The following is a 22780-nucleotide window of genomic DNA, read 5'->3' on the forward strand; positions in this document are numbered from 1 at the left end:
CTCATTGCGTTTCCGGAAAGGTCATTTCATTGCAGCAGCAGCGCCAAGTGCCAGGACAGCCGCTCTTTTCTGGAGGCTGCCTTAATATAATCTATTTTTATAGCTATCCTTGAGGTCCTTCGCCACTTGTTCGGATGTATCATTCGGCAATTTTGCATGAGCTGCCAGCATTGCAGGGGCAGAAGGAAGGGCTTCTTTCGCGGGCCATGATTCTCCGTTCCATAAACCCGATCGGATCAATGCTTTCGCACAATGGATAAAGCATTCCTCTGCCTCTACTAAAATTCCAAATAAAGGAGCTCGGCCTTTAACCTTGCTCTTCTCTAAGAGCTCAGGGTCACGGCAAATATAAGCTTTGCCATTTATTCTTAGCGTTTCTCCAAGCCCGGGTATGAGAAAAAGGAGTCCAATATTGGGATTTCCAATGATATTATGAGCGGAATCCATTCTTCGATTGCCCGGCCGTTCCGGAATAAAAAGATGCTGCTCGTCAAGAACCGTCACAAATCCGGGGGAATCCCCCCTCGGAGAAACATCACATTTTCCGTCAGAATCTGAAGTGGACAAGGTTAAAAAGGGGGATTTGGAAATAAAATCACTGCAATGCTCATCGATGAAAGTAATGACTTTGCTGGCGGCACGCGCACTGGGCTGGCCGATTTCTTCCCGAAAAGATTCGAATTCTTCCTTGGTAGTGATAATATCTGTATATTTTGACCTCATAAATTTCACCTTTTTCTATTGGAATAAGTATCCTTAGTGGTCTGTCTTAGGTGATCTTTTGACAATACGGAAAACAAAGTAATAAACCCCGCTAAGCCCCAATATCCCCAGCACAGTCAGGAAAGGCACTTTTTCAGCAAATAGTATTCCAACAACAAATAGGGCAAAGCTCAAAATGATGGCTAATAGGGTTAATAAAAATCGCTGCGATTTATTCAAAATATCTACCGCCTTCAATTTTATAAAATTCTGTGTGTGCGTTTTTTCATATTCGTTGCCTATAGGCAGCATGAAATGAAGAAAGAGCAGGAATATATCACAAAATTAAATCATGAGATTCTGGATGAATTAAAGAATAAAGAAAGGCTGTAAACTATATTTTAACATAAATATCCATATTTAAAGGAGGGAGTAAATGAATATTTCTAACAAGTTATTAGACTATGCAATTGTTTATGATGATCGAAGGCAAGTAATCTCAGGAAAGTATGAGGATAAGAGAATCATTATCGAGGAGATTAAAAACGGATTTAAGGCTGAAGTGGAAAACAGGACAGATAAGAGCGTACTGGTCGTTTATGATTGGTGTAAGACACATAGCGGGATTGAGATTATATTGTATGCCTTTGAAAGCTGACAAAGACCGCCAGACGAAACCGGATATTGAAACGGAATATCGGAACTAGAATCAATCTGGCTGAGGTATGGTCAGGCAGGGCTGCTGTCTGGTTATGCCTTTTTTTCTTTGTTCATGACTGGATCCTTTAGTGGGACAAAGAACCTGTTCACCTGTCCCGTTAAATCTCATATTCTGTTAAAATATGAAATTTTTCAACAGCATTTTTCGTTAAAAATAGGACTTTTTCACCGTTGGTCGAAGTATTAATTAGGTCTTTTGATCCTTATATGAAAAATTTGGATTTGATACCTTTATAGTGTATTAGAAAAATTCTGAATAATATAACTAGGAGGTAGGGGATGAGGTTTAAAAGATCAGCAGTGGCCTTATTAATGTTCATGCTAATGTTCTCCAGTTCGGTGTCAGGGGCCGTTTTACCCGAAAAGTCACCGAGCACCAAGGGAGAAGAAAACCGCAAGACCATCCAGGAAATAAAGAAAAGTGAATTGGACAAGCAGTACAGCAAAACAGATATAGTCAGGGTCATAGTGGAGATGAAGACAGAGCCGTCTGTCCTTTATGCCCAAAAGCAGAAAAAGAAGTATAAAGAACTTCCGGAAGCAACGAAGCAGAAGCTGAAAACTGAAAAGCTGTCTGAACAGCAGAAGGTAAAGGATCGCGCTAAAAAGAATAAAGTTAAGATGATTGAGCGTGAAAGCTTTACTACAATAGTAAATGGTTTCAGTGCTGAGATGATGTATGGAGACATTGAGCTTGTAAAAGAAATGCCGGAAGTGGCCGAAGTACAAGTGGTGAACGAGTACGAAAAGCCACAGGAAAAGCCGGATATGCTTTACAGCAAAGAGCTCGTACAAGCTCAGGAAGCATGGCGTGATTACGGCTTTAAAGGTGAAGGAATGGTAGTCGGTGTCATCGATACCGGTATGGATCCTTCCCATCGCGACATGGTATTAGCAGAGGAAACGGAAAAGGAATTAACGAAGGCTGAAATCTCCAAATTTAAGAAAGACAATGGCCTTCTTGGGAAATATTATTCTGAAAAAGTGCCATATGGATACAACTATATGGATGAAAATGACACCATCGGCGATATCGGCCCGGATGCCTCTATGCATGGAATGCACGTTGCCGGTACTGTCGGAGCGAATGGCGATGAGGAGAATGGAGGCATTAAAGGGGTAGCTCCTGAAGCCCAGATCCTTGCGCTTAAAGTATTCGGAAATGATCCGAATATGCCTTCTACATACAGTGATATTTATGTAAAGGCGATTGATGATGCGATTATCCTTGGTGCAGACGTGCTGAACATGAGCCTTGGTTCTACAGCCGGGTTTGTCAGCCCTGAATCAGCTGAGCAAAAAGCAATTGCCAGAGCTGTGGAAAATGGTATTTTAATGTCTATTTCTGCAGGGAACTCTGCTCACTTTGGAAATGGTTTTGCAAATCCAAGCAGTGAAAACCCGGATATCGGTGTTTCCGGATCACCTGGTGTTTCCTATGATTCTCTTCAGGTAGCGTCCATTGAGAATACTTTCATGGATCTGGATGCAGTCAACTACCAATTCGGTGAAGAGTCTGGAAAAGCTGCATTCTTGTCAGCTGGAAATGTACACCCGAACGATGTTGAGACGAAAACATTTGAAGTGGCCTACGGCGGATTGGGCAAGCCTGAAGAGCTGTCCGGTGTTGCTGGAAAATATGCATTAATTCAGCGGGGGGAATTGGCATTTGTTGATAAAGCCATTAATGCCCAGGCAGCTGGAGCCCTTGGGGTCATAATTTACAATAATGCTGACGGATATGTCAACATGGCGAGCGATCCGTCCATTACAATCCCGCAGCTGTTCATGCTGAAGACAGACGGAGACAAGCTGGCAGCAGCGATACAGGGTGGCCAGACAGTCACGCTTTCTTTTAACGGGGAAAAGACAAAATCAGCAAACCCTGAAGCAGGCAAAATGAGCGCCTTCACTTCTTGGGGATTAACGCCTAACCTGGACTTTAAGCCTGAAATTACAGCTCCGGGCGGACAAATTTACTCAACTCTTGAGAATAACCAGTACGGAATGATGAGCGGTACATCCATGGCAGCTCCTCATGTTTCCGGGGGTGCGGCACTTGTTCTTGAGCGAGTGGATACAGAATTTGGCGTAACCGGCTTTGACCGTGTTAACGTTGCGAAGAACCTGATGATGAATACAGCGGCGCCGGTCATGGATAAAGGAACCGTAAACAGTGCATTTGAATGGAATATCCCTTATTCTCCACGCCGCCAGGGTTCCGGCATCATGCAGCTTCATTCGGCATTATCTTCTCCTGTTATCGTAACGGAGGCTTCAACGAATGAAGGGAAAGTGGCTTTAAAAGAGGTTGGCAATACGTTTGAATTCACGTTAAAAGCACAAAACTTCAGTGATGAAGATGTGGATTATGATGTGGCAGCGAATCTGCAGACTGATTTTGCAGCCTATGGAGAGATGGGCTGGGCAGCAGATGAGCTTGAAGCTCAGAAGATTTTAGATGCTTCTGTAAAAGTGGATGGCCAGGATGCAGCAGAGGTAACCGTTCCTGCGAATGGATCTGTAAGCTTTAAAGTAAGTGTGGATGTCAGCAATGCAAAAGTGGTAGATCCTTCGAAAACAGGAAACTTTGAAACACCTGTAGATATTGAAGAGATATTCCCGAACGGATACTTTGTTGAAGGGTATGTCACTTTGACAGATTCTTCTGATGTGAACCCGCAATTAACGGTTCCTTATGTAGGCTTCAAGGGTGATTGGGATAAAGCTCCGATCCTTGATGGCATGAAATATGATGACAGTTCATTCTACGGAATGGCAGGAGCTGTTTCTGAAACGGCCGAGGGCTATTCTTATTTAGGATATGATCCGGTAAATGACACATTCAACGGTGACGCGATTGCCATTTCTCCGAACGGAGACAAAGTTCAGGATCAATTGATCCCGGTTCTTTCATTCCTGAGAAATGCTAAACAGATAGAATTCGCGATTACAGATGAAGATGGAAAAACACTAAGAAAGCTTCGCACGGAAAACAGTCTTCGCAAGCATTATTACGATGGAGGACTTGGTCCGAACTATACGCTTAACCCGAATTGGGGCTGGGATGGAAAAATCAGCAATCAGCTTGCGCAGGATGGACAGTACTATTTTGAGATCAAATCTGTTATCGACTATGCAGGGGCTGAATGGCAGTCCGTGAAAATCCCTGTGAAAGTGGACACGGCAGCGCCAAGTGTTCAGGCTGAACTTATCAAAGGAAACACAGCCTTAAAGCTGGAAGCTGCTGATAACCCTGAAGGTTCGGGCATTTCGTATATTGATATTTTCGTAGATGAAGAGTCTATTTTGGATGAAGCGCTAAGCGGCGATACAGAAGAATTTACACTTCCGGAAGAATTAGAAGCTGGCACAAATGTTAAGGTTGTAGCCTATGACTTTGCCGGAAACTCTTCAGAAGCAACTGTGGAAATAGGCGAAGTGAGCAATGACAAGACAGTTCCATACGTGTACCTCGTAGAGCCTGAGGCGCTTGAAGTGTACAACACAAATGAACTGAATGTCAGCGGCACGATCAAAGAAGAGTCTGGCATGAAGGAATTCACCATTGCCGGAACTCCTATTGAGACTACTTACAATGAAGCAAAAGGGGAATATGAATTTGAAACAACGATGACGTTTGAAGATGGCGTTCACAGCCTGGAAGTGAAAGCGGTGGATACTGCGAATAATGCAATTTCCTTCAAGCGCACAATCATCGTCGATGCGACTGGCCCAACTGTCGAAATCGATGGACTTCCTTCAAGCAAGTACATTAAGCACAACAAAAAAGACCCTGTCATCAATATCACCGTGACAGATAACTTTGACCAGCTTCGCTTCTACCAGGACGGCAGCGAGCTTTTCTACCAGGAATTCCAGGAACCGTATGCAATGAGGGGAATTGAAAAAGAATTCAATAACATTAAACTCTCATTGAAAGAAGGCTTAAATGTCTTTACTTTCGAAGCTGAGGACCTGGCAGGAAATAAAACGACCAAAACAGTCGAACTGTATAAGCTGAAAAAAGGCGAGCAGCCACCCCAGAATCATGAAACCCCTGATGGCCCGGCAAAGCCTGGGAAAGGGAATGGGAAGAAAGATAAATAAATAGGTTTGGAGAAACCCGGATTCCTTTCAGAGGAGCCGGGTTTTCTTTTTGGGGAGTGGTTTGCAAATAGGAAGGGGCAGCCTGCAAATAGATCGACTGTTTTTGCGAATAGGATGGGGAAACCTGCAATTAGAAACGTTGAACCTGCAAATAGAGTCCCCGATCCTCCAAATAGTAGCTTTGTAAATAAGGTTTTGCAGCTTGCCGGGCATTTTTAGAACTGACCATGAAACTTTCCCTTCAGTAAAATCGTAAATTATCATAAAAGGGGGAGTAGTTTTGAAAGAAAATAGCGGCAGGTTTGATTTTTACTCGGCCATCATCATTTCTGTAATAGCCATATTATTGATGATTAGAAACATGATAACGGGTATAGAATTCTTTTCCGTGACTAATGCTCTGGCTGTTTTTGCTCTCGTTGTATCCCTCAGGCATTTATATAATTTAACAATGGCATCTCAGAAAGGGGAATCTTCATGAAATTCTTAATTCTGGCTCAGGCTGGATTTAATGCTGGCGATATTTTATTTCAGCTGTTGGCTTTCGTCTTTTTACTGACGATTCCGGCGATTCTCGTTATTTTATTTTTCATTTTCAAGAGAAGAAACGACAGACTGAAGCGTATGGAGGAAAAAATCGATCATCTCCTTTTGAAAATGGAAGAGAAGAATGAGTAGAAGGTAATTAAATGAAAAATGGCTTTCCGAATGTTCGTGTGCAGAAAGAAATCTGTACACTTTTTTAGTTGAAAGCAGCCCGATCATCAATCTTTTTATATCAGCTTTTTGTTAAGAAAAATGTAATAACTACATAATGATTTGGTTAGAACCTTTGGTTACACTTATTATTCCCGGACTATGATGTAAAGAATAAAGAGTGCCTGGCTGGGAGCGATAGTCAATTTTTAAAAAATTGGGGTGACAGAGTGTCCATAAAAAGACGTTTGCTTTTATCGAATATAGGGATGGTTCTGCTTCCTGTTGTCTTATTTTTAGTACTGGAAATGATTATTGGATATCTATTGTTTTATCCTGTGAAAGGCGAGGTGGATCAGGAGGATCTCATTTTTTTTCGGTCAATACGGATTTATTTGTTAGTTGGGGTGCTGGTCTTAACAAACGGGCTATTAACATACCTTGTTTCAAAAAGCATTATTAAGCCGCTCCTCAGGCTTAAAGAAGCTGCTAACGATATCAGCAGAGGAAATTTGGATACAAAAATAGAGGTTTCCGGGAAAAAGGATGAGCTGAACGAATTGGCGATGGCATTTGATATCATGCGCGGGAGATTGAAGGAAGCCGCTGACATACAAATGCAATATGAAAAAAATCAGAAGGAATTGATTGCGAGCATCTCCCATGATTTAAAAACGCCGTTAACGAGCATTAAAGGCTATATCAGAGGAATATCAGATGGTGTGGCCAATACACCAGAGAAAATGGATCGATATATCCGCACGATTGAAAAAACATCGGATGAAATGGAATCCTTAATCTCTGAGCTTTTATTATATTCTAAGCTTGACTTGCCAAATGTGCCTTATGATATGAGGGAGATGGATTTAGTGTCCTATTTTGATCATTATCTGGAGGAGCTGCGTTTTAATCTTGCGGGACAAAATGTCAGTCTAAGCCTTGAGTGTCAGCCGAATCAATCCTATCGGGTGCATGCGGACAGGGGGAAATTGAATCGCGTCGTTGCCAATATTGTTCAAAACAGCTTGAAATACATGAATGAGGAAAAGAAAGAATTAATGTTCAGGCTGTCGTCAAAAGCGGAGGAAGTCATAGTTGAAATTCGGGATAATGGAGCAGGTGTTTCAAAGGACGAGCTGCCCTATTTATTTGACCGTTTTTACCGTACAGATGTATCCCGAAACTCTGCTACAGGAGGCACCGGGCTGGGGCTTTCGATCGTGAAAAAGATCATTGAAGGCCATGGGGGGACCATTTGGGCAAGAGGAGGCACCGGACATGGACTGAGTATATGGTTCACGTTAAAAAAGGGGGGTAACGATTGGAAAGAATCTTAATTATAGAAGACGAGCTTAATATTGCCGAGCTGGAACGGGATTACCTCGAATTGAATCATTATGAAGCCGACATTGCTGCAACAGGACAGGAAGGGCTGGAGCGATTAAAGCAGAGCTCCTACCGGCTGGTTCTATTGGATCTGATGCTTCCGGATATGGACGGGTATGAAATCTGCAGGCAAATCAGGGAGATTTCAGAGATCCCGATTATTATGGTAACGGCCAAGAATGAGGAAATTGATATGATTCGGGGATTGGGCCGCGGAGCGGACGATTATATCGCAAAACCCTTTAATCCCAATCAATTAATTGCCAGGGTGAAGGCCCACATAGCAAGGTTTGACCGGCTGGTTTCCCGCGGACAAAACAAAGAAGAAGACATGAGGATCAGGGGTTTGCATATTCAGCCGGTGACCCGGAAAGTTTTTGTGAACAGCCAGGAAAAAGTGCTTACGGCCAAAGAGTTTGACCTGCTGCTGTTTATGGCTTCATCACCGAACCAGGTTTTCAGCAAAGAGCATCTGCTGGAGCAGGTGTGGGGATTTGATTTCTATGGGGATGTGACAACCGTTACAGTTCATATCAGAAGACTGAGGGAGAAAATTGAAAAAGACCCGTCCGATCCTGATTATATTGAAACCGTTTGGGGTGTGGGCTATCGATTTAAGCGGTAAGAGCGTATAGATTTCTATGCGTTCTTTTTATATTCCCGGATTTAATATTTTTGTAAGAAATTGATAAGAGTGATGTTAGAACCCCCGCTTAGAATAGGTTTTGTAAAGGAAATCTGGTCGCCATGAAGCTTCTTGAAGCCGAAAATTCGAGGAGAAGGCCGAAAATGGTCGCCATGGAGGCTTCATGAAGCCGAAAAATCGATGAGAAGGCCGAAAACGGTCGCCATGAGTGCATCATGAAGCCCAAAAATCGAGAGTAGGGCTGAAAAGGGTCGCCATGAACGCTTCATGAAGCCGAAAATTCGAGGAGAAGACCAAAAACGGTCGCCATGAGTGCATCATAAAGCCCAAAAATTGAGAGTAGGGCTGAAAATGGTCGCCACGAACGCTTCATGAAGCCGAAAAATCGATGAGAAGGCCGAAAACGGTAGCCATGAGTGCATCATGAAGCCCAAAAATCGAGAGTAGGGCTGAAAATGGTCGCCATGAAGGCTTCATGAAGCCGAAAATTCGATGAGAAGGCCGAAAACGGTCGCCATGAGTGCATCATAAAGCCCAAAAATCAAGAGTAGGGCTGAAAATGGTCGCCATGAGTGTTTCATAAAGTTCAACATTCAAGAAAAGAGCGGGGAGGGAACGAAATGAAGGAGAAATTGCCAAAAAGAACATTGGCTGAAAATAGTTATATAGGACTGGGTATGATTTATCTGGGCTGCCTGCTGATTCAATTTTTTCTGGCGGGCATGTCGATTTTTGAGGATCCATCCAAGTGGGCCGCCCATAAACTTTTTGTGCATATGTTTGGCTATGCCATTCCAGTGCTGATGATCATAACTGCGCTGGCAGGAGGGTTTTTCACGCTGATCTATAAGGAGATCATGGTCATTTTCCTGCTGCTGTTTGCCATGTATTTCACGGCAAACATGGGCTGGAGAGTCGGCTGGCTGGGTGCTTTTCACCCGATTGCGGGGGTTCTGCTGCTGGGGGCAGGCGCGGCAGCGGTTTGGAAGGTCTTGAAGGGGCATCGGGAGGCAGGCCACTCAAAAGAAAAGAACAAAGGGATGCTGATTTGGGCATTGGCAGGTGCAGCCGGCGGATTAACGGCGGGCGTCATTTTGTCCAATTTAATCGGGATTTTTGGCTTGATTTTATTCGATAAACCAATGGGCATTAAATTTCTGCCGTTCTTTCTGGCTGCATGCTCCGCAGTGCTTCTGCCGGTTTGGCAGTTAAAAAAGAGACGCAAAATGGAGGAGGAAAAGGAATGAAACAAAAACTGACATTTTTCTTTATGGCTGCGTATTTATGGATCACGTTCATTATGCTGGGTGCCTTTTTATTGGAGGTGTTCATGGTTTATCCGAATATCTTTCATAACATCCCGAAATCGTTTGAAGTATCGATGGATTTTATGGAGGCCGCAAGTCCCCATACCTTTTTCCCGCCGCTCGGTTTTGCAAGCTGGGTCACTGGAGCCGGGGCGCTGCTCCTGGTTTGGAAAATGAAAGTTGCCCGTAACTGGGTTCTGGGAAGTATCCTTGTCATGATTCTGCTAGGTGTCATATCCATGGTGTTTGAATGGCCGAGAAACGAAATTATGTTTATTGAGGGGCAGACTGTCCATTCAGTTCAATTTCTGAAACAGACAGCGCGTGAATTTCTGATGATCAATTGGATAAGGGTTGCATGCAACACGTTCGGGGCAATCATGGTGTTTGTCGGTTTTTTGAAATTTTATCAGTGCAGATTGCGTTATAGTGAGTAGGCAAATGAAAAGGGACAGGCGGGGCCTGTCCCTTTTCATTTAGATGGAGACACTAAAGAGTGTCCCCCCATAGATTATTTCCCTGCCCCTGGACCAACCCGTCGTGCAGCAGTATCTTTTTTGGCGGGATCTGTTTCAGATGTACTTGTAAATGTAAGGTTTGTCGGAACAGGCTTGGTTTTTGGAATTTTCACGTAAACGGGAACTTCCACGGTTTCGCCGGCTTGCACTTCAATGACATTATGCTCGAGCATGAGCTCCCATCCAGCTTCTGTCTTTGCATTGAGGCGGATAAGATCCGCTGCATTGCCCGTATTGGTTACCTTGAAATAATAGGCTGCAACCCTGCCAGGAGCGGCAAATTGGACTTTGCTGTTCTCTGCAGCAACTCCCCTCATAGACGAGCCGGAGTCATCCATATGTCGTACAGCGACTCGATAGGAGAGTGCCCCTTGATTATCGAGCTTTTTATCTAAAATGTAAAAGTGAAGCCGGTTATGCTCGTCCTTATATTCGCTGACAACACCATCTGCAGTACCTGCCTTAAAGAGGGAATCGGAAAGCTGCCTGTAATCCCCTTTGGAATACATGGCTTCTGTTCCGTCAGGACGTTTAAAGTCAACCTGGTTAATATCTTCCGCATGCGAGTCAATGACCCAAATGTTCGGTGCTGATTCAGAATTTTTTGTCTTTGCAAGAAGAACGCCGGAATCTGGAGTGAAAGAGTCGAATCCTACTCGGTCAACAACTTCAACAGTATAGTTGTTATACCATTTTTCCCCGCGCTGCATATCAGCACGCCAGTCGTCCTCAAGCGAGTTTTTCGGAGTCAGATCCTCCATGCTGATGTTAATGCCGTGAAGGGCACTACGGCCAAATTCTTCACCAGCGGGTACGGCACGTGCAAGGATATCCGCAAACACAGGTCCGGATTCAGCCAATTCTCCCCGGCTGATGTTCAGGTATTGGTCTTCCGATAAGAAGCCTTGCTTGATCTTGTTCCGGAGCATATGATGGGACGGCGCTGACCCGCCTAGAGTAGGGAGTACCATCCAGCGCGTATGCGGCCCTGCAGGCCCATTAAAGCTTCCGCGGCTCATTAATTCCCAAGGTCCGGAATAGGAGCGGGATACAGGCTCTCCATATGGATTGTTGTAGTTATCCCCTAAATTCATAATATGGCCAAATTCATGAGCGAAGGTGCCCATTCCATCATTTTCGCCTTGGATCGAAACCCCTCGGCTGGCACTTGACCAGATGCTTTTCGCAGCAAGCCATGAAGTCCAGGGAACATAGCGTGTATTGGCGGAATTAGGGAACCCTTCAAAAGGCGGGCCGAATTCCTTTGCTACATCCTCTGCGGTTTGGAACATCATTTCCCCAAACTCCTGCCAGACACCTGACTCATCATATCCGGCATGCAGGATGAAGGTAAAATCATAATTCTTTCCTGAAGCTGCAATATCAGCTTTCGCCTTCTCCATAGCTTCAGTTCTTAAATTTTTTGCTTCGTACTCTCCTGGCATATTGCCTTGCTGTCCAAACTCGTTAAGTCCGTATTGGAATTCATTGTGATCCATCCGATAAGTTCCAAATGAATCCAGTTCTACAGCCCATTTGCCATACGAATTTTCTCTCCAATATTCATTTATGGTCCGGTAATTATTCAATGGCTGCGGTTTGTTCAGGAAATCCACCCAGAACTGGCCGATTTCATCCCGTGGGATATTGCCGGTGCCAATGGGGTTGCCTGCTACTTCAGAACCTTCAGGCTGACTTAAAATAAACTCCCTGTCAGGAAAATCGACAATAACAAGTGCTCCCCTTAATACTCTTTCAGGTTCAATATCAGCCGTGCGCCAGTCAATTCCCGGAACTGGCCGGTAATCTTCCCAGGTCATATTTTCAGGAAGTTCCCATGACTGCGCATCTGCAGGATCCGGGAAGTCTTCGAGACCTGGCTTTTCTGCATATGCTGCAGAAGAGACTGTCAGTAAAAGAAATGTAACTAGCATGATAAAAGACCTTTTCAATTGCCTCAACTTAATTCGCCTCCCTTAATTCTAGCATTCTGGTAAATTATACAATTTTATTTCGTTTTTAAAAATATAAAATATTTAAAATATTCAAAATGATAGAGAAGTCCTAAAATTGGTGCTTGTCACCTCCCGAAATTTGTCGAAAAGGTCCTGCTGGAAGCAGGGGTATTCTTTAGTTAATAGAGTTGCTAACCTAAAAAAATAGCGGGGAAGAATTTGAGAAATTTTACATAGAAAGAAGGTCTGGTGAGAATTTGGTTGAAAAAATATATATATCATTGATAAAAGCTGGAGGCACAAATGAAAATAACTATCTTTTGCACGATGCCAGATGCTGGCATATTAAATGGAATCTTAGAACTTCATAAAAACATATTCGGTGATTCTGATGATTTGGTGAGCAAAATGAAAAGCAAACCCCAATTACTGGTGCTGACGGCTATGGATGGAGAAAGGGTGATCGGGTATAAAATGGGGTATGCCATTGATGAGGATACGTTTTATAGCTGGCTTGGCGGGGTGGCCCCTAATTACAGGAAAAGTGGGATTGCTTCCATGCTGATGGAAAAGCAGCACGGATACCTAAAAGAAAAGGGCTATAAAGTGGTCAGGACGAAGACGATGAACAAATGGCGAAGCATGCTGATTTTAAATATTAAGCATGGATTTGATGTGATTGAAACTTATACGGATGTAAAAGGATTGCATAAGATAGTGCTGGAGAAACGATTACATACTTGAGGCTGCCGAAAATGGGCAGCCTTTATTTGTTTGTTCACGAAATCTTCATAATTAATTAAAAATATTTATAAACCCTGCCTTTTTTAATGGTTAATTTCGATTTTATAAGTGTGATCTAATCGTAATTCCAAAAAGAATTTGCGGACGGTGCAAAAACAAAAAACGGGTGGAGGGGTTAAGATGAGCAAACTTTTGGTGAAGGAGAATCCAATTTTGATTCTGCCTTCTTTGGCAGAAAAGATTGGTTTCAATGAAGCTGTGATGCTTCAGCAGATCCATTATTGGCTGTTGAACAGCAAGCATGTAATAGAAGAACGAACCTGGATTTTTAATACATATAAAGATTGGAAAAAGCAAATGACATTTTGGTCTGAGACAACCATTAAGCGGACGATTCGCTCGCTTGAAGATCAAGGCTTTTTGATATCGGGGAATTTTAATTTTTCAAAGATGGATAAGACAAAATGGTACACGATTGATTATGAGAAGCTTGCTGCTGAGGTGGAGGGCTGCCAAGAGTACTTTCTGGCATCTGGAACCAGTCAGATGGAACTGTCGAGCCAGCCAGAACGCCCTATGGAGGATGCCGGGTCGGAACAACCAATACCAGAGACTACTGCAGAGACTGCAACAGAGAAAAAAGATATTGCTTATGCTGCGGTTATCGAATACCTGAACAGCCAAACCCATTCAGCATACCGGACAGGCTCGAAGAAAACGAAGAAGCTGATCCGGGCACGGTGGCTGGAGGGATTCAGGCTCGAGGATTTTAAAAAAATGATCGACCTGAAGTCGGAGGAATGGCTGCATGATCCGTATTGGAGGAAGTTCCTGAGACCGGAGACGCTGTTTGGCACCCGCTTTGAATCGTACCTGAATCAAAAGCCGCTTGGTAAGCGGATGCGGGAGGAGGATTTTAACCTTGATGACTAAACGGGAGACGTATACGCTGCTTGCGCTGATTGCCGTTTATTACGAGCAGTTTGAGGTGAATCAGCAAAAAATTGATTACTGGCATGAGGTGCTGCGGCATCATGAGGTTGAAGACCTGCGGCAGAATTTGCTTCAGCATGTGGAGGTGTCACCTTATCCTCCGAAGATTTCGGATCTGATGCGAAAGTCTGCGGCTGTTTCGAGAGCGATTCCAGATTGTAGGGATTCGGCCTTTATTGTTCCGATTTCCTGGAAGCCGGCAAGCGAGGAAGTGGTTCAGGCTGAACTGGCGAAAATGCGGCAGATTCTCGGCATAGTCAGGGGGGAAGTCTGATGCAGGGGTACGGGCTTTACAGCCAGGAAGCAGAAGAGGCGACAGTGGGAGCGCTGTTTTTGGAGGATGGGCTTATTAAAGATTGCACGCTGCGGCCGGAACACTTTTATTTGGCCAGACTAAAACGGCTGATGTCGCTTATTCTGCAGCTTGATGCGAAGGGGAAGCCTGTTGACGTGATTTCGGTTGTGGAGGAAGCGGGCCAGCACAATCTTGAGAGCATTGGTGGAATCAGCTATATCACCCAGCTTGCCGGAAGTGTGCCGACTGTGGCGAACTTTACATTTTATCAGGACACGGTTCTTGAATATTACCAGAAGCGCAAGGCGGTAGAAATTGCGGGGCGGATTCAGGAACATGCACAGAATGGTGACATTGCCTCCACTTTGAGGGATGGCATCCATGATCTCATGCAGGTTGAGGATCATCTTGGGGATGATGACTTGGGCGAGATCATGCCTGCTTTGGTTGAGCTTTACGGGGAGGCGGAAATGGATCTTGGCGAAATGACTGGGATTCCGTCTGGTTTTAGGAACCTGGACAGGCTGACCGGCGGGTTTCAGGAGTCTGATTTGGTCATTGTCGGAGCGAGGCCAAGTGTCGGGAAAACAGCCTTTGCTCTGAATATGGCCTTGAACGCGGCTGATCAGGAAGCGGCCCTTATATTTTCACTGGAAATGTCCAAAAAGCAGCTCCTGAAAAGGATGATCAGCTGCAAAGGGGAGATCAGTTCGATTAAAATGAGGAACCCGAAGCGGTATTTTAATGATGGAGACTGGGCTCATTTATCCGGTGTGATGGGAGCGTTCGGCGAGGTGAATCTGCATATTTTCGATCAGGCGGGAATGGATATTCAGTACATCTGGTCCAAGGTCCGGAAAGCTCGCAGGAAGTACAGCGAGGGTAAACGGATACTGGTGGTGATTGATTATCTGCAGCTGATTGCGGGTGATCCCAGGCATCAGAACCGCCAGGCGGAAATAAGCGAGATCAGCCGGAAGCTGAAGACAATGGCAAGGGATTTGAATGTAGCAGTCATTGCCTTGTCTCAGCTTAGCAGGGGTGTGGAAAGCAGGCAGGACAAGCGGCCGCTGCTTTCAGATTTGCGGGAAAGCGGGCAGATTGAGCAGGATGCGGATGTGATTGCGTTTTTGTACCGAGATGATTATTACCATAAGGAATCCGACCGCAAGGATACAATTGAGATCATTCTCGCCAAACAGCGGAATGGACCGATTGGGACAGTAAGATTGGCTTTTATGAAGGAAATAGGGAAATTTGGGGATTTGCCGCCGGGGGAGTTTGGGTGAGCTGCTGCTTTTTAGGGAAGAGAGTTGTGAGCGGGACGAATAAGGGAATCGTCCTTTGGGTGGGGAAGTTGTTGATGAGGGGCACGAATGAGGTGGAATCATACCCCTTGTGCGGAAAAATGGAGCGCACGAATTGGGTGAAATCGTTCCCTTCGCAATGAAAAATTGATAATGAACGGAACTAATCGAGCTGAAAGGTATCCTCAAATAAAGCAAACCGGCATCAAGCACAATTAATTGTCACACTTATTAAACGCGTAACCGGAAAAGGGACAGGTTCACTGTCCCATCAGGTTGTTTTTAAATACCCTTCATTTTGAATGTCTATCTGAAATTGGATATCAGATTTCAAATTTGGATAGTAAATGGATCTCCAGTTTTTTAGCTCGTTTCGATCGATTTTAGTGCGATACAATTGTCCCAAGCCCAGAATATCTGCTTCGCTTTCCTGGAGTTTGGCTAACATGCTGCTGAATCGGCCTGACAGGAGATGGCTTAATTCTTTCTTGATCATGGCACTGGATGTTTTGCCCCGTGTTTCGAGGACGACAACCTTCAGGTTTATTCGGCTTTCCAAAAACGGCTGTTTATCAGTCAATTCAATATGCTGGTCCATGGAGTTGCCGATGATCATGACACTTGCGTGATCCAGGACTTCGATTTGTCCATGGGTGCTTTCATTATTAAATGCATTGAATAGCAGGGTTTCGTCATTGCTGATCTGCTCTACCATCTTTCCGTTTTTGATAACGGCAGAGCCAACTTGCTTGTAAGTTGTCGTTTCTCCTGTCATTAACAGGGGGATGGCTACATCGCGTGTATAGGAATGAATGCTTCGGTAGACTTCCCATATCCTTGTAAGGGCAATTTCCGGATTCCAGCCTGCATTTTTTTCGAAGTAATCGAACATGTTGGTTCCGTGAAGCTCCTTTGATTCTGTAAGTATTGAAAAAAACTCATCCATGTTCTGGTCACAAATGGCGATTAGCACTTTGGGTGAAACTTCCCGGGATCTCATGAAACCGGCAATAATGTCCTTCATGCCTTCCTCAGCCGTTTTACGCTCAATCATGATTACTTTTACATGAAGCAGGTCTACGCTGGTCTCCATGTTTCGGCTGATCACATCGACGGCGTGGGAGATAGTTTCTCCAGTTCCGGTAACGACTTTCACTTCCAAATTATCTTCGATGGGCTCAACGATTTTCAAGAATACCTTGTATTTGCCATCTTCATCTGTAGAAATGCCAAGGACAACGGGGAGTGTCCGGTGATTGATATCCCTAATGTCCCAGCAGCCGGTTAAAGTCATCATTGCCAGAAGCAGACAGACCGTAATAGGGGCTTTAGATTTTAGATTAATTGGTTTCATTTTTACCCTTCCTCTTTATGCGGCGTCCAAAGAAAAAGATTGAAAATGGGACTGCAATCAAAATGTAAAACCTCAGAAACGTATTCCACCAAAATAATTTCTCGACATCCTTCCAGTCCTGGATGAAGAAACATGAAAGATAGACTGCGGCAGATAGGGCTAGCAACAATTTTACCGGTTTAATGGAAGGAAGGTAATGAGTTAAGATACGGATTGTCTTCCAGGACACAAGGGCAAGGTAAAGCATGATAAAGGAGATGAGGCTCAATAGAAAAAACATCGTGACCCTGTCGAACATCAGCCAATTAATATTGATGGCGTCCACGGCCACAACATATGGAAGGAAGGTTGTGGCTGAGGTGGCCTGCCCAAAAGTCAGCACGGGAATATAGACTGAAAAAAGGAAAAAGGGAATAAGGAAGGCAGCGGCCCATAATATATATTTTCTGTTATAGGAGAAATAAGGCTGAACAAAACCCAGAAACAAAAAGCCTCCGGAGAAAGCAAAAAAGCTTTCCAAATATGTTCGTTTTATAATAAATCCGAAATCTGCATCTAAAGGAACCACGTACCTCCAATCCACGTTTTGAAAAGAAGTGAAGAAAATAAAGATAATGATGGGAAGAAACAAAAGGGATAGAAGAAGACCGGTGCGAAAAATGGTTTCGGCTCCTTTGGCTGCTATATAGGTCGAAATGGATATCAATAATAGCATGATGGCCCATAATGGTGTGTTTGATAAAAAGACAATCGTAATAATTTCTGAATAAGCCCGGAGTGTTATCAATAAAATCATGCAGAAATATAAGAAAACAGGGGCAATAAAAAGGATAGCTGTCCCTTTTCCGATTCCTGCATAGATGCGAATGATGTCTTTTTTCGGAAAATAGCTTAGCCCCTTCATATAAATAGTAATAAAAATGAAATGAATGACCACACCGACCAGAACAGGAAGCCAATGGCCCTGCTCTGTGCTTGAAATAACATTGCCGGGATACATAAAGAAAATAAGGCCCAAATGACTGATGACGTACATCAGCATGACATGCAAACTTTTATCCGCCATTGCTCTCATTCCCTTTTAAATTTAAGTAGAGATAGGACTTGCCATAAGTATTGAGGCTTGCCAGGTAAGCGCCTACGAAAACCAAACCGGCAACCAGTCCTAAAATGCCAAAAATTGCTGCCAGGACCACAATGGCATATTTGAACAGCCGAATGGAAACAGAATTTTGAAAGCCGACGATGGTTGAGTTGGCAATGGTAGTGGCGGCTAGAATGATGATCAGCAGGTTGCTGACTAATTTCGCTTCCACGGCAGCCTGTCCCAGGATAATTCCCCCGACCATGGTAATGGTGGGGCCAATGGATTTAGGCAGCCTTACACTGGCTTCCAGGATTAATTCCAGAATAAGCAGCATGAAGAAAATTTCCACCAATGCCGGGTAGGGAACTCCTTCACGGCTTTGGGCAACTGATAAAGCAAGCTGGAGCTGCAAGACTTCAGGGTTTACGGAAACCAGAGCCACATACAGCCCTGGTGTTATCAGCGTGATTAAAATGCCGATGATTCTAATTAACCGAATGGCTAACATGAGGGGCAGGGGAAAATTCCGGTCATTTTCAATAGCAAACATATCCCAGAACAGACTTGGAAGAATGAGCGCAAAAGGCAAGCGATCCACGAATAGAACCACTTTTCCCTTTCTCAGATTCTGAACCGCATGATGGGGCAGCTCGGTCGTATTAAACTTTGATATAGCATTCCATGATGGAAACCCCAGCATTTTAGCCAGCCCCTGAAGATCACATGCTTCCATTTGGATATTTTTTTTAATATTATCACGTATGCTATTAACTAGATCCATATCCGCTTGGCCGTCTATATAAAGCAAGGAAAGTTTGTTTTTGCGGCTGTGTCCGGCCGAAAAAGAATCGATTCTAATTTCCTCCGAGTTCACCAGTTTTCGGACGATGCCGATATTGGCATCAATACCTTCTGTAAACGAATCCAATGCTCCTTTAATAACATTTTCATTTGTTGGCGTATCAATCGAACGATCGAGCATAGCAGGTACAGGCTCCATAATGATAAAACGGGAGGTGTTTTCAAAATGGATAATCAGTTTGCCTTCATATATGGATGAAATGGCTTTCCGGACATCGCCTTCAATCACTTCCCCTATGGCCCGCCATAAATCCTCAGAAGGCTGATTCTGCGAAAGGATGCTCTCCGCATGCTTGTGAAGCACCGTTCTCGTTTTGATAAAATCAATGAGTGTATTAAATCCCATCAGCATCACGGCAGCATCCGCAAGATAGTCCCTTTGAAGATGAAAATCGCCATTGTTTCCAAGCTCTGCTTTTATTTCAATAACAAATCGATCCATTGCGGGTTACCCCTTTATAAAGACATAAATATTATTAAGTTTCGCTTGCTGGAAAATTTTATTCCTATAAACTTTATCTGGCGTTTTAAACCTCGGCTAAAGAGGTATCTTTCGTCTTTGAACAAGAGTTCAGCCAGGAATTATCAAAACTCGAGAGGAATAGTTAATGTGGGGGGGGGGAAGTTAAATGAAAATTATCGCAGTTCACGAACATCCGCATTTAGTTGAGGGCGCAGTCCAATTTTTCTGGGAACAGTGGGGGAATGAGCAAAACTTCCGCTTTTATGAGGATTGCATGATCCATTCAGGGAAATCGGGGGACGGCATCCCGAGGTTTTATGTTGGGATCGAGAATGAAGAAATCATAGGCACGTATGCGTTAATCCGCAATGACCTCAATAGCCGGCAGGATTTGCATCCGTGGCTGGCATGTCTGTACGTTGATCCCAGCAGCAGGGGAAAGAAGCTTGGCGCCCGGCTGCTTGATCATGCTATTGAAGAAGCGGCGAAGCTTGGATTTAAGAAGCTCCATCTCCAGACGGATTTGCAAGGGTATTATGAAAAATACGGCTGGACACATAGCGGAGAGGTGTACGGGGCGAGCGGGGATTCCATTAAGTTATATGAAAAGGATACTGGCGCATCTTCGAGCAGGAACGACAAAAACTAAACGCCCAGGAATTTCCTGAGCGTCTTGTTGAATGATTACTGCCGTTTTCCAAAGAACGTACCGGTCACTTCCTGCTCCTGCAAGGAGAGAAGCTGGGAGACGGTAATGAATTCGTAGCCTTCTTTTTCAAGATAGGTCAGCAGGTCTGGAAGTGCTTCAGCAGTTGGCTTATGGATATCGTGCATCAAAACGATTGCGCCTGGCACTGCATTGGCCTTCACGATTTTTTGAATAGCCGAGGCATTAAGTGTTTTCCAGTCCAGTGAATCGACCGACCATAGAATAAGCGGTGTATGGGCCATTCCGGCAATTTTTTTCACATCTTCATTCATGGCCCCATAAGGCGGGCGGACGGTTGCTGGAAGCTGGCCGCTTGCTTCTTTGATTTTGGTGCTGGCTTCTTCCATTTCTTTGCGGATTTCGATTTCACCGAGGGATGAAAGGTCCGCATGGCTGTCACTGTGATTTCCGATTTCATGACCTTCTTCAGCCACTTGGCTTGCGAGGGCAGGATAGAATTGTGCCTGGCTGCCAAGCATATAAAAGGTAGCCTTTGCGTTATGTTTTTTTAGAATATCCAGAATAAGCGGTGTGACTTTCGGGTGTGGCCCATCATCAAAGGTAAGGGCAATATACTTGCCGTTTGGATCCAGCGGAGCCGCTTCTGGTTCCTTGACTTCCGGTTCAGGAAGCTGAATGTCAGGGAGCTTCAAGTGCTGGGCGATTTCATCCTTTAAGAGGGGACGGATCTGTTCGATTGGAATTTTCACTTTGACCGCTCCGGCTGCACCGGCCGCAATTTCATATTCGTTAAAATAAAGGGTGAAATTCTTGCCGCTCAGTGCCCATTTCCAGCTCGACGGATTTTCCAGCGCTTCGTCAAGCAGGTCCTCAAACAGATAGTCCTGGAGTTCTTCTTTCTCGCCCATTTGTTTTTTTATCAACGGCCTGAGAGTCGCCAGGGACTCCTCATCCATACGAATCACATCGGCAAGATGTACCATTTTCTGATTCGCAAGGTCGATAGTGAACGTTTTGACCGCAGCCTGCCCATTTGCGCCGCCTGTGTACTGGTAGGCTTCAAATACTAGGGTGTACATGGTATCGGAGACTTTTTTCGGCTCCGCCTTGATATTAAGATGGGCACGGAATTCTTCACTGTCCAGCACCTGCCGGTTTGCCTTCACAAGTTCCAGGAATTCCATTTCCTGCGCCTGAATCCATTCTTTCATGGGTTTGTTCAAATTCTCAATTTCAGTGATCGGAGTACTGATCGCAAGGGTATAAGATTTCGTTTCCTTTGTCCGGGTTTCAAGGTTTAATCCGGGGAAAGCTGCCGGGGAAGTGGTTTCTGTTCTGGAAAAAGCCTGCAGGCTGGTGTCAGCTCCAGAGCTGATGAAATAATAGATGCCTGCAATGAAGATGCAAAATAATGCCCATGATGGCCATTTTAACCGCTTAAGCAATGATATCCTTTCCTTTCCTGTCTGTAAAATTATGACTCTCCAAATATATAATTATATCAGGTGAAAAAGGGAAAATCATCGGTCTTGTGAAAAATTCACCATTTACTTTTAAAAAAATATAGTATAAAATAACACTTTAATCCGACTAAAAAGATAAGAAAAGGAGTGAATGAGGTTGGCTCAAGTAGAAGTTAAAAGCAAATCATGGGTTTCAGCACCAACAACAGTTGTTTCAAACTTAAATCCAATTCAAAAGCCTTTTGTTGCAGCTGGCGTTCTTGCAGCTATCATTTTGTTCATTTCCATTATAAATGCAGCGAACATGACACAGGGAGTTCTATTTATTATTGGAATTGCACTCGGCATGACCTTGCTTCATGCCCGCTTCGGCTTCACATCTGCATTCAGGCGCTTCGCAAGCGTCGGAAACGGGCAGGGGCTGCAGGCGCATATGCTGATGCTGGCAGTTGCTTCAGCCCTATTTGCGGTTATTTTAAGCACTGGCTTTAGTTTTACAGGAATCGAGCCTAAAGGATATGTGTCTCCTGTAGGAGTTAGCGTCCTGTTTGGTTCATTTATTTTTGGGATCGGGATGCAGCTTGGGAATGGCTGTGCGTCCGGTACTTTGTATTCGGTAGGCGGAGGACAATCCTCGATGATTCTGACACTGATTTCTTTCATCGCTGGTTCCACGATCGGGGCGTACCACTTCTCATTCTGGATGGAAGAAACACCGGCATTGCCGCCAATCTCCCTGGCTACATCTACGGGACTCGGCTACGGCGGAGCATTGGTTCTGCAGCTTGCTCTATTTGCATTAATCTATTGGGTAACTCTGCAAATCGCGAAAAAGCGAAAAGCACCAATGATGAAAGCTTTGCCTACAACAGCCGGATGGAAAAAAATCCTGAGAGGATCCTGGCCATTGTTTGCAGCAGCGATTGTGTTGGCATTGCTGAATGCACTGACTCTGACTGTGCGTGGAACGCCTTGGGGCATCACATCCGCATTCGCATTATGGGGCGGTAAAACATTGATGGCAATGGGCATTGACGTAACATCATGGGGTTATTTTGCGACTGAACCGAACTTAGCCGCACTAAAAAATACCGTTCTTGCTGATTCTACAAGCGTTATGAACTTCGGCATCATCCTGGGTGCCTTTATTTCAGCGGCATTACAGGGAACGTTCAAGCCTGGGAAAATCAAGCCTGGTGTTGCCGGTGCTGCGATTGTCGGCGGACTGCTGATGGGATATGGTTCCCGCCTTGCATTCGGCTGCAACATCGGCGCTTACTTCGGCGGAATCGCATCTTTCAGCCTGCACGGCTGGGTATGGGCCATCATGGCCATGCTTGGAACGGGCGTGGCGCTGTTCATCCGTCCGCTGTTTGGATTGAAGAACCCGAAATCTACTGATTCGGTTTGTTAATGGAAAGCCTGGCACTCTCAATGAGTGCCAGTTTTTTTTTTGCAAAGTAATTAGTTTCTGCTGCCATAAATGATTACTCTCCAGCTGCA

The 22780-nt window shown here is 44.5% G+C and carries 21 protein-coding genes; 14 read left to right on the forward strand and 7 right to left on the reverse strand.

Features of this window, described 5'->3' with window-relative positions:
* Positions 1-81: 81 nt before the first annotated feature.
* Positions 82-732, reverse strand: a complete 651-nt coding sequence (locus tag NR125_RS19990; RefSeq protein ID WP_372675474.1) for a pyridoxamine 5'-phosphate oxidase family protein — start codon at positions 730-732, stop codon at positions 82-84.
* A 24-nt stretch (positions 733-756) separates the two neighbouring features.
* A complete protein-coding gene (locus tag NR125_RS19995) occupies positions 757-942 on the reverse strand; it encodes a hypothetical protein (RefSeq protein WP_071158071.1) in 186 nt (61 codons plus the stop codon).
* A gap of 196 nt (positions 943-1138) precedes the next feature.
* Between NR125_RS19995 and NR125_RS20000 the strand changes: the two genes are divergently transcribed.
* The 8 genes from NR125_RS20000 to NR125_RS20035 all read left to right on the forward strand — a co-directional run bounded on the left by NR125_RS20000 (position 1139) and on the right by NR125_RS20035 (position 10004).
* Positions 1139-1360: a hypothetical protein gene (locus NR125_RS20000; protein WP_019379434.1), complete on the forward strand. Its 222-nt coding sequence runs from the start codon at positions 1139-1141 to the stop codon at positions 1358-1360.
* Positions 1361-1701: 341 nt separating this feature from the next.
* Positions 1702-5532 (forward strand): S8 family serine peptidase, encoded by a 3831-nt coding sequence (locus tag NR125_RS20005; RefSeq protein ID WP_256815968.1) that lies wholly within the window; start codon positions 1702-1704, stop codon positions 5530-5532.
* A 280-nt stretch (positions 5533-5812) separates the two neighbouring features.
* Positions 5813-6013, forward strand: a complete 201-nt coding sequence (locus NR125_RS20010; RefSeq protein ID WP_019379431.1) for a hypothetical protein — start codon at positions 5813-5815, stop codon at positions 6011-6013.
* Positions 6010-6210, forward strand: coding sequence for a hypothetical protein (locus NR125_RS20015; RefSeq protein WP_256815971.1), 201 nt, complete (start codon positions 6010-6012; stop codon positions 6208-6210). The genes NR125_RS20010 and NR125_RS20015 overlap by 4 nt, the downstream gene beginning before the upstream one ends.
* Before the next feature lie 248 nt (positions 6211-6458).
* Positions 6459-7565, forward strand: coding sequence for a sensor histidine kinase (locus NR125_RS20020; RefSeq protein WP_192908208.1), 1107 nt, complete (start codon positions 6459-6461; stop codon positions 7563-7565).
* Positions 7550-8239 (forward strand): response regulator transcription factor, encoded by a 690-nt coding sequence (locus tag NR125_RS20025; protein WP_009335192.1) that lies wholly within the window; start codon positions 7550-7552, stop codon positions 8237-8239. Before NR125_RS20020 ends, NR125_RS20025 begins: the two co-directional genes overlap by 16 nt.
* 641 nt (positions 8240-8880) lie before the next feature.
* Complete coding sequence (locus NR125_RS20030) at positions 8881-9507, forward strand: DUF5957 family protein (protein ID WP_009335191.1); 627 nt, start codon at positions 8881-8883, stop codon at positions 9505-9507.
* Positions 9504-10004, forward strand: a complete 501-nt coding sequence (locus NR125_RS20035) for a hypothetical protein (protein ID WP_256815972.1) — start codon at positions 9504-9506, stop codon at positions 10002-10004. Before NR125_RS20030 ends, NR125_RS20035 begins: the two co-directional genes overlap by 4 nt.
* A 74-nt stretch (positions 10005-10078) precedes the next feature.
* Here the strand turns inward: NR125_RS20035 and NR125_RS20040 are convergent, their stop codons facing one another.
* Positions 10079-12046 (reverse strand): M6 family metalloprotease domain-containing protein, encoded by a 1968-nt coding sequence (locus NR125_RS20040; RefSeq protein WP_256815973.1) that lies wholly within the window; start codon positions 12044-12046, stop codon positions 10079-10081.
* Between the two features lie 297 nt (positions 12047-12343).
* On the opposite strand from NR125_RS20040, the gene NR125_RS20045 reads away from it, so the two are divergent.
* From NR125_RS20045 to dnaB, 4 genes are all read left to right on the forward strand, one after another.
* Complete coding sequence (locus NR125_RS20045) at positions 12344-12784, forward strand: GNAT family N-acetyltransferase (RefSeq protein ID WP_034297321.1); 441 nt, start codon at positions 12344-12346, stop codon at positions 12782-12784.
* A gap of 180 nt (positions 12785-12964) precedes the next feature.
* Positions 12965-13717 carry a conserved phage C-terminal domain-containing protein gene (locus NR125_RS20050; RefSeq protein WP_256815975.1) on the forward strand — a complete coding sequence of 251 codons (753 nt, stop codon included), beginning with the start codon at positions 12965-12967 and terminating at the stop codon, positions 13715-13717.
* Positions 13710-14051 (forward strand): hypothetical protein, encoded by a 342-nt coding sequence (locus NR125_RS20055; protein ID WP_033196444.1) that lies wholly within the window; start codon positions 13710-13712, stop codon positions 14049-14051. The genes NR125_RS20050 and NR125_RS20055 overlap by 8 nt, the downstream gene beginning before the upstream one ends.
* Positions 14051-15361 (forward strand): replicative DNA helicase, encoded by a 1311-nt coding sequence (gene dnaB, locus NR125_RS20060; protein ID WP_256815977.1) that lies wholly within the window; start codon positions 14051-14053, stop codon positions 15359-15361. Before NR125_RS20055 ends, dnaB begins: the two co-directional genes overlap by 1 nt.
* A gap of 289 nt (positions 15362-15650) precedes the next feature.
* Here the strand turns inward: dnaB and NR125_RS20065 are convergent, their stop codons facing one another.
* Genes NR125_RS20065 through NR125_RS20075 form a run of 3 tightly spaced genes read right to left on the reverse strand, consistent with a single transcriptional unit; the run spans position 15651 to position 19123 of the window.
* Entirely contained in the window at positions 15651-16733 is a 1083-nt protein-coding gene (locus tag NR125_RS20065; protein ID WP_019379421.1) for a Ger(x)C family spore germination protein, read from the reverse strand.
* Entirely contained in the window at positions 16720-17799 is a 1080-nt protein-coding gene (locus NR125_RS20070; RefSeq protein ID WP_019379420.1) for a GerAB/ArcD/ProY family transporter, read from the reverse strand. Before NR125_RS20070 ends, NR125_RS20065 begins: the two co-directional genes overlap by 14 nt.
* Positions 17789-19123, reverse strand: coding sequence for a spore germination protein (locus tag NR125_RS20075; protein WP_019379419.1), 1335 nt, complete (start codon positions 19121-19123; stop codon positions 17789-17791). Before NR125_RS20075 ends, NR125_RS20070 begins: the two co-directional genes overlap by 11 nt.
* Before the next feature lie 187 nt (positions 19124-19310).
* Between NR125_RS20075 and NR125_RS20080 the strand changes: the two genes are divergently transcribed.
* Entirely contained in the window at positions 19311-19793 is a 483-nt protein-coding gene (locus tag NR125_RS20080; protein WP_009335178.1) for a GNAT family N-acetyltransferase, read from the forward strand.
* 35 nt (positions 19794-19828) lie between these two features.
* Here NR125_RS20080 and NR125_RS20085 read toward each other — a convergent pair whose 3' ends face one another.
* Positions 19829-21259 (reverse strand): polysaccharide deacetylase family protein, encoded by a 1431-nt coding sequence (locus tag NR125_RS20085; RefSeq protein ID WP_256815979.1) that lies wholly within the window; start codon positions 21257-21259, stop codon positions 19829-19831.
* 169 nt (positions 21260-21428) lie between these two features.
* Here NR125_RS20085 and NR125_RS20090 point away from each other — a divergent pair, with 169 nt between their 5' ends.
* On the forward strand, positions 21429-22691 hold the full coding sequence (locus tag NR125_RS20090; RefSeq protein ID WP_252245950.1) for a YeeE/YedE family protein: 1263 nt from the start codon (positions 21429-21431) through the stop codon (positions 22689-22691).
* Positions 22692-22780: the final 89 nt, after the last annotated feature.

Origin of the sequence: Cytobacillus sp. Bac17 (assembly GCF_024519925.1) — a bacterium.
Lineage (GTDB): Bacteria > Bacillota > Bacilli > Bacillales > Cytobacillaceae > Cytobacillus > Cytobacillus pseudoceanisediminis.